The organism is Bradyrhizobium sp. Rc3b (genome assembly GCF_900114915.1).
In the GTDB taxonomy this organism is placed as follows: domain Bacteria; phylum Pseudomonadota; class Alphaproteobacteria; order Rhizobiales; family Xanthobacteraceae; genus Bradyrhizobium.
Map to the genome: position 1 here is coordinate 47,840 of NZ_FOUS01000005.1, position 12,692 is coordinate 60,531.

Genomic DNA, 12,692 nt, shown 5'->3' on the forward strand with positions numbered 1-12,692 from the left:
GGCAAAGCGTAAGCGTGCCCACCAATGTGCGCAACGTGAGGAAGACGTGGGCACGGCGCTGACGCGCCTTTGCCCACCTTACGTTTGTTTTCTCATCACATCGGCGGCGTCAGGCCGTCGCGGCCGACGCTGACGCGGTTGGTCTCGAACGAGCCGTCGGGCAATTGCTTCATGAAGGCGATGACCTTTGCTCCGGGCTTCAACTCGGATTTGTCGCTCGGCACGAAGGTCACCACCGGCGTGTTGTCGGCGACGAACACCTTCTTCTCGCCGTCCTTGTACTTGACCAGCAGCGTATGGCCGTCATTGCCGACCACGCTCTCCGACACCGTGGCGTTGGTCATGCTCGAATTCGGCTTGAGGTCATAGGGCCGCGAGCCCTCGCCGGTGCCGCGCATGCTCTCCGGAAACACGTGGACCTCGACCGCGTTCTGGCCGCCGTCCGGTCCGGGCACCGTGGTGGCGCCGACGAAGGAGCCGACCTTGATGTCGGCGAGTGAAATTTTGGTAATCCCCGAGACGTTCACGTCGGGAGCGATGCGTAGCTTGACGTCCTCACCGCTGCGCGACTTGACCTGCATCGTGTCACCATTGACGCTTTCGATCGTGCCGCGCACGCGCGTCGGCACCGGTGCCCTCTGCGCGTAGGCATAGAGGGTGGAAGCGGCCACCATCGCGACGGCGATCAGCGGACGTGTGAAAGTTGCACGTTGAACAGACATGACGGTCTCCGATTGTCCCCCAGGAATGGAGAACTCCGGACGACGCGTGCTATTCTCTCAAGTCTTTGTGAGATCGGCCTCGACCAGCGCCCGCAGCTCGGCCGTGACCTCCGGCCGCCGGCCGAACCACAGCTCGAAACCGCGCACCGCCTGGTGCAGCAGCATGCCGAGCCCGTCTGCCGTCTTCAGGCCACGCGCCGTTGCGGCGGCGAGCAGCGGCGTCACCAGCGGGACATAGACGAGGTCGGCGACCACCGCCGCCTGCGGCAGGCGCGCGACATCAACATCGAGTGAGGGCTGGCCGTGCATGCCGAGCGAGGTCGTGTTCACGAGAAGTTTTGCGCGCGGCAGCACGTCGTCGATCCCGTCCCACGTCACGGGACGCACGTTCGGCCCGAACTGTCTTGCCAGCGTCTCGGCCCGCGCGATGGTGCGATTGGCAAGATGGATGTGCTTGATCCCGCGCTCGAGCAGGCCGAACACGACCGCCCGCGAGGAGCCGCCGGCGCCGAGCACCAGCGCCTCCTCGGAGGCATCCCAACCGGGCGCGCTGGCGTCGAGATTGCCGATGAAACCTTCGACGTCGGTGTTGGTCGAGCGCAGCTCGCCGTCGGCAAACCACAGCGTGTTCGCCGCGCCGACGGCCTTGGCGCGCGCATCGGGCGCCGACAGCGCCAGCACCTCTTCCTTGTGCGGGATGGTGACGTTGGCGCCGACGAAGCCGCGCAGCGACAGCCGCAGCACGAAATCCCTGAGATCCTCGGGCGGAACCGCTTCGATGACATAGCCGCCGGCAATGCCGAGCGTGCGCAGCCAGTAATGATGGATCAGCGGCGAGCGCGAATGCGCGGCCGGCCATCCGATCAGACAGGCTGCAGGAGCTTTGGGCGCGGTCATCTTTCCCTCGGGTCGTTTCCGAGGCGATCCATTTCGCGTCCCGTGGGGCCTGTCAAGCGTGCGGACGTCGCTAGTCCGCCGCAGCCTCGTCGGCCGCCCGGCCCTTGATGTCGGCGATCGCGCGGTCGAGGCTCTGGCGATAGCGCGCCCGCGGCGGCGTCACGCCATGGGTGAGCAGCGCGCGGCGGACAGCGGGCGAAGCCCCCGTGATGAACAGGCGGATGCCCTGGCGGTGCGCCTTGGCGGCGACGCGGCCCAGCACGTTGGCCGCCGTCGAATCCAGGAACGGCACCGCGGCGAAATCGACCACGAAGGCCTTGCGCCTGTCGGCGACCTCGTCGAGCACGCCTCCGATGGCGGAGGCCGCGCCGAAGAAGAACGCGCCGGTGATGCGATAGACCAGCACGTCGCGATCGACCGCAAGCGCAGGATCGTAGCGAACGCGATCGCCATTGCCGTCGTCGGGACGATCGCCGGCGACCAGCGGCGAGCGTTCCTCGATCCCCGTCATCTCCGCCATGCGATGGATGAACAGCACGGCGCCGAGCGCAAAGCCGACCAGGATGCCTTCGGTGAGATCGCGGAAGATCGTCAGCAGGAAGGTCGCGAGCAGCACGACGGCGTCGCCCCATGACGAACGCAGGAGCGTGGCGAATTCGTGCTTCTCCGCCATGGTCCAGGCCACCACGACCAGCACCGAGGCGAGCGCCGCCAGCGGAATGTAGCTTGCGAGCGGCGCCGCGATCAGCATGAACAGCAGCAGAAACACGGAATGCAGCATTCCGGCCAGCGGCCCGCGCGCACCGGCGCGAATGTTAGTCGCGGTCCGCGCGATCAGGCCGGTGACGCAGATGCCGCCGAACAGCGCCGAGCCGATATTGGCGGCGCCTTGCGCCACCAGCTCGCAATTGGAGCGGTGACGGCGCCCGGTCATGCCGTCGGCCACCACCGCCGACAGCAGCGATTCGATGGCGGCCAGCAGCGCGAACGCGATCGCATCCGGCAGCACGGCGCTCGCCTTCGCGACCGAGAACGCCGGCAGCGCCGGTGACGGCAATTCGCGCGGAATGCCGCCGAAGCGCGACCCGATGGTTTCCACCGGCAGCGACAGCACGGCACACGCAACGGCCGCGATCACGACCGCGATCAGGATGCCGGGCCAGGACGGCCGCCAGATCCGCAAGGCCGCGATGATGGCGATGCTGACGATCGCGACCGCGACGGCGGATGGATTGATGGTGTTGAGACCGCCGGCGAGCGCGACCAGCTTTGGAACGAACTCGCTGGGCTCCTTGCCCGCAAGCGTGATCCCGCCGAGATCGCGGAGCTGGCTGGCGAAGATGATCACGGCGATGCCGGCGGTGAATCCGACCGTGACCGGATAGGGAATGAACTTGATGTAGGTGCCGACCCGGAGCAGGCCCGCAGCGATCAGGAACACGCCCGCCATCAGGGTGGCGAGGATGACGCCGTCAACGCCGTGACGCTCCGCGGTCGCTGCAACCAGGACGATGAAGGCGCCGGCGGGTCCGCCGATCTGGAACCGGCTGCCGCCGAGCAGCGAGGCGATGAAGCCGCCGACGACAGCGGTGTAGAGACCGCGGTCCGGCGTCACGCCCGAGGCGATCGCGATCGCCATCGACAGCGGCAGCGCCACGATCGCAACCGTCAGGCCCGCGAAGACATCGGCGCGGAAGTCCGCGACGCCGTAGCCTTCACGCCAGACGGTGACGAGCTTTGGCAGATACAGTTCGGCAAAAGTCGGCTGACGCAGCTGGTGCAGCCGGCTTGCGTGATCGCTTGTGATGCTCATGCTCCGCTGCCCCACAATGCTCCACCGCATCGTGCGGCCGCGATCCGGACGCGACGGTGCGTTGGTTCAGTCTGCTCCGGGCAAGACCCGCAAGATCAAGCCCCCACCCGGCGCGGCGGCCCGGGCTCCTTCAGGCGGACGCCACGCCCGCCGCTGTCGCTGCGGACCTGCTCGCCGATCAGCTCGACGCCGGCCCGGTCGAACGCCTCGACCACCTTGATCAGGGTCTCGACCACGCCACGCACATTACCGGTGCTGGCCTCCATCCGCTGGATGGTCGGCAGCGAAACGCCGGCGAGCTCGGCCAGGGTTTTCTGGTCAATGCCGAGCAGCGCGCGGGCTGCCCGCATCTGGAACGACGTGATCACCTTGGCCTCACTTACCAGCACTTATAAATGATATCTGAGACGTGTACAATGATGTAAAATACATCATATCGGGCTGAAGGCAAGAGGTTGCCCTTGCCCAGCTACGCCGCCGTAATTGCGAGGACCCTTGCGACGAAGCAATCCAGAATCCTGCCGCGGCACGACTCTCTGGATTGCTTCGCTTTTGCGGTTGGGGCGCGATCACTTGAAACGCCGCACGCGTAGAGACGGCCCCTCACCCACCCTCTCCCCGCGAAGAGCGGGGAGAGGGTGCGAGAGCGTGCGCCTCTGACTAAGCCAGCTTGATCACGCCGCGTGTTGATGCGCGGCGATGATCTGGTCGGCGGCACGGCCGGTGACTTCGGCCATGTGGTCGAACGTGCGGGTGAAGCTGCCGGCGCCGGCGGTGGCGGAGCGCAGCTCCACGATCAGTTCGCCGATCTCGGCTTCCGGCATCATGGCACGGACGCTGTCCCAGCCGCTCCAACCGTCACGCGTGTCGAAGCCGAGGATCTGGCCGCGCCGCGCCGACAGGATCGCGTTGATCTTGGCGGTGGCGTCGGTCGGACAGACGATCTCGACCACGTGGATCGGCTCCAGCAGCACCGACTGACAATGCGGCAGGCCCTCGTTGAGTCCGATCCGCGCCGCCGTGCGGAAGGCGAGATCTGAAGAGTCGACGCTGTGATAGGAGCCGTCGGTCAGCGTCACCTGCACATCGGTGACGGGGAAACCGAGCGGACCGCGCGTCAATCCGTCGACGACGCCTTCTTCCACCGCGCCGATGTAGTTGCGCGGAACCGCGCCCCCAACAACCTTCTCGGCGAACTTGAAGCCCTCGCCGCGCGGCAAAGGCCTGATGTCGAGCACGACGTCGCCGAACTGGCCGTGGCCGCCGGACTGCTTCTTGTGGCGACCGCGCTGGACGATCGGCTTGCGGATGGTCTCCTGATAACCGATGGCGGGTGGATGCGAGGTGATCTTGACGCCGAAGCGGTCGCGCAGCCGCTCGCTGGCAACGCGCAAGTGCATCTCGCCCTGTCCCCACAGCACGGTGTCGTGGGTCTGGGCGTTCATCACAATGACGAGCGAGGGATCCTCCTCGTGCAGCCGCGTCAGCGCCTGGCCGAGCTTGACGTCGTCCTTGCGGTCGGTGGCCGCAACCGAGATCGCGAGCACCGGCGGCGTCGGCTCCGAGACCGCGAGCGCCGCTGGCGGGGTCTTGCCGCTCGAGACCGTGTCGCCGGTCTTGATCGGATCAACCTTGGCGAGCGCCACCGTGTCGCCGGCTTCGGCCGCGGCACGCTTGGTGTCGTAGGCGCCGTTGACGGCGAGGATGCCGGAGATGCGGCCCGCGCCTCCGGAAGCGGATTGCAGCGTGGCGCCGTCGTCGAGATGGCCGGCGAGCAGCCGCGTCAATGACAGTTTGCCGCCATGCTGCGAATGCAGTGTCTTGAACACGAAGCCGAGCGCGTCCCTGGTCTCGGGCACACCGAGACGTTTTGCGGTCTCCGCAATGCCCGGTGCCTCGTGACGCAGCGCCTTCATCAAACGCAGCACGCCGTTCTCGCGCGCGGCAGCGCCCAGCAGCACCGGGCAGATCAGTCCCTCGCGCAATTCGCGGGCGAGATCGTCGAACACGGCATCGCGCGGCGGCTGGATGTCCTCGAGCAGTTGCTCCATCAGCGCATCGTCGTGATCGGCGAGCTTCTCCAGCATCGAGAAGCGGGCTTCCTTCTCGCGGTCGAGATTGCCGCCTTCTAGCGCGACCACCTCGGAGGCCTTGTGCTCGCGATAGATGAAGGCGCGTTCCAGCGCGAGATCGACGAAGCCCTCGATCAGCTCGTCCTTCCAGATCGGGATCTGGCGCAGCACCAGCGGCACGCGGGAGGCGGGCTGCAGCATTGCGAGCGACTCGCGGATGCGCTGGCTCGCGCGGTCGATCTTGTTGAGGAACAGGAAACGCGGGATCTTCAGCTCCTCCAGCTCGCGCAGGATGATCTGAAGCTGCGGCAGCTTCTTCTCGTCGGCCTCGCAGACCACGATCGCGGCATCGACCGCAGGCAGCGCGGCGCGCATGTCGTGGGCAAACTCGACGGAACCGGGACAATCCAGGAAGGTGTAGCTGTCGCCCATGAAACTCGTGGTGGCGGCAGTGAGCCCGACGGTCATCTTGTGATGACGGGCCTCGGGCGCAGCGTCGCCGACGGAAGTTCCGGCGTCGACACTGCCGGCACGCGGGATTGCGCCCGTTCGCGCCAGTATTGCTTCGAGAAGTGTGGTTTTACCGCTTTGGAAAGGGCCCACCAGCGCGATGCACCGTGGACCTCGGGGACTTCTGACGTCTTGTCCCATTCGCCGCCTCCTTGGTGTGGAGCTCGGCCCATGATTGGGTCGGCAACCGCAGATGCTCTGCCCGTCCCCGAGATTTGGCAAGCATCAAACGTCGCTGCGGTGCGTCGTCGGCTGGATTAGGTCTTAACGCGGCGAGTACGGCTGTCGGCCGCGTGTTCCACCTCTCCCCGGCGAGGAGAGATGAAAGCAGCAAACACCGTCGTCGGGCGTCAACGGCCCGGACGAAGTTCCAGGCTCTCGAGGCCGGCGGCAATGTTGAGGCCGACCTGTCCCTGCACGCTGAGCGGTTGGAGCGCGATCGAATTGTTGGAGCCGCCGACCAGCACGTTACCGCCCAAGCCGACACCGACCGAGGCGCTGCCCTGCGCGCCGGCATAATTGCCCGAGAGGTCGCCGGGGCCGAGCCGGTCGACGGGCGCGAACACGCCCCACGCCAAAGCCGTCTCCTGGGTGATGCCGATGTCGAGACCGACTTTGCGGATGGTCGCGACGTAACGATCGTCGGGCAGACCGTCGGCGCGCAGCACGCAGCCGAGATGGGTCACCGATCCCACGATGAAGCCGACGCTGGCGCCGCCGCGGCATTCGAGCACGCCCACCCGCGCCATCCGCTGCTGTGCACTGCCGCCCACGCTAGAGGCAACGAGGCTGGCGGCGGCGAGCCCGGCGAAGATGAACGAACGGCGCATAAAAATATCTCCGGCGATGAAGGGATGCGAGCAGAGAGCGCCCCACTCGCTTTGCGCGTCTATGCCACAACAGGCGTGGCCGGGCCAGATCGTGCAGAGGGATTGGCGTGCAAACAACAAAAAGGCCCGCCGAGGCGGGCCTTTCCGATCGTTCATCGCGACGCGATCAGCGCAAATTACCGCAGAAGCGCTGGATGCGCTTGCAGGCGTCTTCGAGATCCGAGGTCTTGGTCGCGTAGGAGATGCGGAAGGCCGGGCCAAGGCCGAAGGCCGAACCCTGCACCACCGCGACGCCTTCGGTCTCAAGGAGCTCGGTGACGAAGGTCTCGTCATTGTCGATCACCTTGCCGGACGGCGCGGTCTTGCCGATCGTGCCGGCGCAGGACGGATAGACGTAGAAGGCGCCTTCGGGACGCGGGCATTCGATGCCCTTGGCCTGGTTGAGCATGGAGACGACGAGGTCGCGCCGCTCCTTGAACACCTTGTTGTTGGCGGGGATGAAGTCCTGCGGACCGTTCAGAGCTTCCACCGCGGCCCATTGCGCAATCGAGGACGGGTTCGAGGTCGACTGCGACTGGATCGTCGACATCGCCTTGATCAGCTGCGCGGGGCCACCGGCATAGCCGATGCGCCAGCCGGTCATGCAATAGGCCTTCGACACGCCGTTCACGGTGAGCGTGCGATCGTAAAGTTTCGGCTCGACCTGCGCGACCGTGGTGAACTGGAAGTCGTCATAGACGAGATGCTCGTACATATCGTCGGTCATCACCCACACATGGGGATGCTTCACCAGCACGTCCGTGAGGGCCTTCAGTTCCGAACGCGTGTAGGCGGCTCCCGTCGGGTTCGACGGCGAGCACAGGATCACCCATTTGGTCTTCGGCGTGATCGCGCGCTCGAGCGCCTCGGCCTGGAGCTTGAAGCCGGTCGCGGCGGTGCAGACCACCGGCACCGGCTCGCCGCCGGCGAGCGCCACCATCTCGGGGTAGCTGACCCAGTACGGCGCGGGAATGATCACCTCGTCGCCCGGATTGATGGTCGCCATCAGCGCGTTGTACAGCACCTGCTTGCCGCCGGTGCCGACGATGATCTGGTTCGGCTTGTAGGCAACGCCGTTCTCGCGCTGAAACTTGGCGATGATGGCTTCCTTCAGCTCGGGAATGCCGTCGACCGCGGTGTACTTGGTCTTGCCGGCCTCGATGGCGCGGATCGCAGCCAGCTTGATGTTGGCGGGCGTGTCGAAGTCGGGCTCGCCGGCACCGAGACCGATGACGTTGCGGCCCGCCGCTTTCAGCGCGCGTGCTTTATCCGTGACCGCGATGGTCGCGGACGGCTTCACACGGTCGAGCGCAGCGGCAAGGAAGGACATCGTCATCTCCTGACAAGCGTCGAAAAGCCCTAGGCCTCACGACTCTGATTGTGGGAATGAGATACCCTAAAACGTGTGCCGCTGCGCCGCAAGAAACTTCGGCCCGATCTCGGAAAAACTTACGGATTTGGAGCGGTTCAAGCCGCGATTTCCAGCAATTTTCCGCAACTTTACCGCGCGAATCGCTCATATCCCGGAAGGCTTGTCCTCGGAGCAATTTTGCGTGTTGCGTGCTGAAGCGCCGTCATGGCCGGGCATAGCCGTCCGAACGACGGCGTCGCTTCTGCTCGCCTGTTTCCCGGCCATCCACGCCTCGCCCCGGCACGAAGAACGTCGATGCCCGGCGCACTGGATTGATGACGGCGCTCTCCCCCAATCGCTCGCCCTGCGCACAATCGCGCGAGCCAAGCGCGCGCATGCTGACGCAAGCGTGATCTGATTTGCATCGTCGCGCGGAAATGATCTTCCGCAGCGCTGCAGTGCGGTAGGGATTTCGAGTTTTTCTATTGGCCGGCCCTTGCGGCGGATTCGCATCGGCATCATTGTTTAGCCGCCTCGCGTGGCGACGAGCGCAGTGCCTCCCCGTCTTCCGGAATCATTCTCAGAATGTACAAGCTCTATTCGATGCAACGCTCGGGCAACAGCTACAAGGTCCGCCTTGCGCTGGCGCTGCTCAACGTGCCCTACGAAGCGATCGAGGTGGACATTCTGCGCGGCGAGAGCCGCACGCCGGACTTTCTGACCAAGAACCCGTCGGGACAGGTGCCGCTGCTCGAGGTCGGCGACGACCGCTTTCTCGCCGAGTCCAACGCCATCCTCTGGTACGTCGCCGTCGGCACCCCGCTCGCGCCCGAGAACCGCATCGACCGCGCCGAGGCGCTGCAATGGATGTTCTTCGAGCAGCACGCGCTGGAGCCGAACATCGGCGCCGCCTATTTCTGGCTGTCGCTGGTCAAGGGCGGGCGCGACCTCCAGACCCATTCGCTGGAGGACTGGATGGAGCGCGGCTATGGCGCGCTCCAGGTGATGGAGAACCACCTCAAGACCAACGCCTATTTCGCCGCGCGCCAGCTCACGGTCGCCGACATCGCGTTGTACGGCTACACCCACCTCGCCGACCGCTGCGACTTCGACCTCCAGGCCTTCCCGGCGATCCGCGACTGGCTGAAGCGGGTGGAAGCTGCGCCGGGCTTCGTGTCGATGGACTGGCGGCCGGCCGACGTCGACGACCCCGCCAGCATTGCAGCCGGTGCCTGAGCGCGCCCCTGCCCTCCGGCGAATAGCGGGTACAAAGGTGACGTTCGCCGCAATCCCGCCATTTTCCGCGCGATAGCCGCCGCAATATTGCCGGTTGAAACTGGGAAATTGTGGAAAGTCGCGGGTGATTCGCTCGCGCGTTGAAGGATTTAGACCATGATACGGGCGTCCGGCACGGCAGGCTTTCAGGGCCATCCCGCTACCGTAGCGTCTTCCCGGCTGACCAACGCGGTCGCGGCCTCGCTCGCCGTCGCCGCGCTATCGCTGTGCCTGATCGTCACCCTGACGGTGCTGTCGACCAAGGCGACCATGGCGATGGGCCTGCCGGTCTGATTCCCGTTTCATCCTGGTCCAGCCTTCAAGGCGCCGTGTGCCTCGCGCCTTCAGGCATCGCGCGGGACGTCGATGAAATCACCTGTGGTAGTCGTTGCAATCACACTGACTGCGGCCATTTTGGTCGCGGCGTCGCTGTTGATTGTCGTCACGCGCAAGGGCCCGGGGATTTCGACGCTGAATGCGCCGGCGCTGCAACAGCCCCTCAAGCACGCCCACTTGGTCTAAAATCATCCGAAAACCTGAAGCTTGCACGCAAGCGGACCTTAAACACACCGCAGGAAAACGTATCGCGGTGGCGCAACGATCAGCCAGTGTTGCGACGTTACCTCGGTTCGGGAGGAGCGAGACGGGTCCATGCGGTTCGGATGGCGTGCGATCTCCGGTCCGGCGCTGACGGCAGCAGCCCTGCTGCTGACGATGCACTTCGATCGCTTCATCCCCTCGCCCGCGCCGCTGCTCGTGGGCATCGTGGCGCTCGCCGGCGCATTGTCGGGTCTCGCCTCCGCCATCGCCAGCGCGGCCGTCGCGGTGATCGGTGCGACGCTGCTCCTCCTCGGCCGCCACGGCGTTTCCGGCGCCACCAGTGCCGATCTGATCCCGCTCGGCCTCATGGCGATCACGGCTGCCGCCACCGCCGGCATCACCGGCCTGATGCGCGAGCGGCTGCTCGGTACGGTCGCGGCCGAACGGCAGAGCCACGCCACGGCCGCGCGGCTGTCGGCCGCGCTCGATCAGGTCGATATCGGCATCGTGCTGCTCGATGCCGAGACGCGGGCCGAATTCATCAACCGCGCCTTCCGCGACTATTTTGCGGTGCCGGACGAGATCGCCGACGGCAAGCCGCCCTTCATCGCGCTGATGTATCACAGCCGCGACACCGGCGCGTTCGAGCTGCCCGAAGACGAGCTCGGCACCTTCATCGCCCAGCGCATGGAGATGGTGCGGATCGGCGATGCCACGCCGATCAACATCGCCTTGCGCAACGGCGAGGTGCTGCGCTTCGTCTGCAACGCCCTGCCCGATGGCGGACGTATGCTGAGCTACACGCCGGTGACCGATCTCGTGCGCCACACCGATGCGCCCTCGCGCGCCGACTACTACCGCTCGCTGCGCGATCCCACGGGCCGCAGGCTGATCCGGCATCTGCGCGCCGCGGAGTGATGCGACTGGCGATTGATCGGCACGCCCGTCATCACGTATGAAGGACGTCCCATCGATCGCAGGAAATCCACATGTCGCTCACCATTCGCGCCGTCACCAGGCAGGACTACGATCAATGGCTGCCGCTGTGGGACGGCTATAACGCCTTCTACGGCCGCTCTGGCCCGACCGCGCTGGCGGGCGAGATCACTGCGATGACGTGGCAGCGTTTCTTCGATGCCTATGAGCCGGTGCATGGATTGGTCGCCGAGAGCGACGGCAGGCTGCTCGGCATGACGAACTACCTGTTTCATCGCAGCACCACCGCGATCGAGCCGTCCTGCTATCTGCAGGACCTGTTCACGCTGGAAGCCGCGCGCGGCAAGGGCGTCGCCTCGGCGCTGATCCACGGCGTGTATGAGCGGGCGAAATTGGCGGGATCGCCGCGCGTCTATTGGCAGACGCACGAGACCAATCTCACGGCACAGCGCTTGTATGACAAGGTCGCGGAGCGTTCCGGTTTCATCGTCTATCGCAAGCTGTTCTGATCCCCATCCGCACCCTGTGGATAACTCCCGCTGTCACCCCCGCGTAACATAGCGGGACTACGCTGTGCCTGCGTCTGATCTGGCCCCCCGTCACCGATCAAGCGCCCCAAGCGGTCACCGTCAGTCGCCGCGTCTGACAGGGGCCGCATTTTTTTGTCCGCCTTGTCAGCATGGCAGCAGCGCGGCGCGCGCCTTGCTGCTGCGGCGCACGATGGTCACAATGCGTGGCTGCTCTCTCTGACAGGATCTCCCATGGAAATTCGCAATCTCGGCGCCTCCGGCCTTCGCGTGTCCGCGGTCGGGCTCGGCTGCAACAATTTCGGCCAGCGCACGGATCTGGAGACCTCGCGCAAGGTGATCCATCGCGCGCTCGATCTCGGCATCACGCTGTTCGACACCGCCGACATCTATTCGAACATGGGCGGCTCGGAGACCGTGCTCGGTGCTGTGCTGGGCGACCGCCGCAAGGACATCGTGCTGGCGACGAAATATTCCAAGCCGATGGCGGAGGACGGAACCAAGCAGGGCGCCTCGCGCCGCTACATCATGGAGGCGGTAGAGGCGAGCCTGAAGCGGCTGAAGACCGATTACATCGATCTCTACCAGCAGCACGACTATGACCCGCTGACGCCGATCGAGGAGAGCCTGCGCGCGCTCGACGATCTCGTCCGCCAGGGCAAGGTCCGCTACATCGGCAATTCCAACTTTCCGGCCTGGCGCGTCGCCGAAGCCGAGTACGTCGCGCGCGCGATGAATGTCAGCCGCTTCGTGTCGTGCCAGGACGAATATTCGCTCGTCGTGCGCGACATCGAAAAGGACCTGCTGCCGGCAGCAACGGAATACAAGCTCGGCCTGTTGCCGTTTTTCCCGCTCGCAAGCGGCCTCCTGACCGGCAAATACCGGAAGGGCGAGGCCGCGCCCGATGATACCCGCTTCGGCAAGGTGGAGCGGCTGCGCGACCGCTACGTCACGCCGCGCAACGAGGATATCGTCGAGAAGCTCCAGGCCTTCGCCAAGGCCCGCGGCCACAGCATGCTCGAGCTCGCCTTCTCCTGGCTCGCCGCCCGCCCGCAAGTATCAAGCGTGATTGCCGGCGCCACCCGCGTCGAGCAGATCGAGCAGAACGTCAAGGCGATCGCCTGGCAGCTCAGCGCGGAGGAGATGGCGGAGATCGACAGGATCACGCTGGGCTAGAGCA

At 65.7% G+C, this 12,692-nt stretch carries 13 protein-coding genes; 6 read left to right on the forward strand and 7 right to left on the reverse strand.

The genetic code is table 11. The annotated features are described in order from the left end of the window. Positions 1-95 precede the first annotated feature (95 nt). The 7 genes from BM190_RS12820 to BM190_RS12850 form a co-directional block, all read right to left on the reverse strand. A complete protein-coding gene (locus BM190_RS12820) occupies positions 96-722 on the reverse strand; it encodes a hypothetical protein (protein WP_092254998.1) in 627 nt (208 codons plus the stop codon). A gap of 57 nt (positions 723-779) precedes the next feature. Beyond that, positions 780-1,619, reverse strand: a complete 840-nt coding sequence (locus BM190_RS12825; RefSeq protein ID WP_092255001.1) for a shikimate dehydrogenase — start codon at positions 1,617-1,619, stop codon at positions 780-782. A 70-nt stretch (positions 1,620-1,689) separates the two neighbouring features. Beyond that, on the reverse strand, positions 1,690-3,432 hold the full coding sequence (locus BM190_RS12830; protein ID WP_092255004.1) for a SulP family inorganic anion transporter: 1,743 nt from the start codon (positions 3,430-3,432) through the stop codon (positions 1,690-1,692). Positions 3,433-3,527: 95 nt separating this feature from the next. After that, positions 3,528-3,800, reverse strand: a complete 273-nt coding sequence (locus tag BM190_RS12835; RefSeq protein WP_026201995.1) for a helix-turn-helix domain-containing protein — start codon at positions 3,798-3,800, stop codon at positions 3,528-3,530. 306 nt (positions 3,801-4,106) lie between these two features. After that, positions 4,107-6,155 carry an elongation factor G gene (locus BM190_RS12840; protein WP_018318294.1) on the reverse strand — a complete coding sequence of 683 codons (2,049 nt, stop codon included), beginning with the start codon at positions 6,153-6,155 and terminating at the stop codon, positions 4,107-4,109. A gap of 209 nt (positions 6,156-6,364) precedes the next feature. Further along, the gene (locus BM190_RS12845; RefSeq protein WP_018318295.1) at positions 6,365-6,844 is read right to left on the reverse strand and encodes a DUF992 domain-containing protein; all 480 of its coding nucleotides are present in this window, start codon (positions 6,842-6,844) and stop codon (positions 6,365-6,367) included. 166 nt (positions 6,845-7,010) lie between these two features. Beyond that, on the reverse strand, positions 7,011-8,213 hold the full coding sequence (locus tag BM190_RS12850; RefSeq protein WP_092255902.1) for a pyridoxal phosphate-dependent aminotransferase: 1,203 nt from the start codon (positions 8,211-8,213) through the stop codon (positions 7,011-7,013). 606 nt (positions 8,214-8,819) lie between these two features. Here BM190_RS12850 and BM190_RS12860 point away from each other — a divergent pair. The 6 genes from BM190_RS12860 to BM190_RS12880 all read left to right on the forward strand — a co-directional run bounded on the left by BM190_RS12860 (position 8,820) and on the right by BM190_RS12880 (position 12,688). After that, entirely contained in the window at positions 8,820-9,470 is a 651-nt protein-coding gene (locus BM190_RS12860) for a glutathione S-transferase family protein (RefSeq protein WP_018318298.1), read from the forward strand. Positions 9,471-9,626: 156 nt separating this feature from the next. After that, positions 9,627-9,803 carry a hypothetical protein gene (locus tag BM190_RS40375; RefSeq protein WP_018318299.1) on the forward strand — a complete coding sequence of 59 codons (177 nt, stop codon included), beginning with the start codon at positions 9,627-9,629 and terminating at the stop codon, positions 9,801-9,803. Between the two features lie 72 nt (positions 9,804-9,875). After that, positions 9,876-10,031, forward strand: a complete 156-nt coding sequence (locus BM190_RS12865) for a hypothetical protein (protein ID WP_092255007.1) — start codon at positions 9,876-9,878, stop codon at positions 10,029-10,031. Between the two features lie 129 nt (positions 10,032-10,160). Further along, a complete protein-coding gene (locus BM190_RS12870) occupies positions 10,161-10,967 on the forward strand; it encodes a PAS-domain containing protein (RefSeq protein ID WP_092255011.1) in 807 nt (268 codons plus the stop codon). 71 nt (positions 10,968-11,038) lie between these two features. After that, a complete protein-coding gene (locus BM190_RS12875) occupies positions 11,039-11,494 on the forward strand; it encodes a GNAT family N-acetyltransferase (protein WP_092255014.1) in 456 nt (151 codons plus the stop codon). Positions 11,495-11,746: 252 nt separating this feature from the next. Continuing rightward, on the forward strand, positions 11,747-12,688 hold the full coding sequence (locus BM190_RS12880) for an aldo/keto reductase (RefSeq protein ID WP_092255017.1): 942 nt from the start codon (positions 11,747-11,749) through the stop codon (positions 12,686-12,688). Positions 12,689-12,692 lie beyond the last annotated feature (4 nt).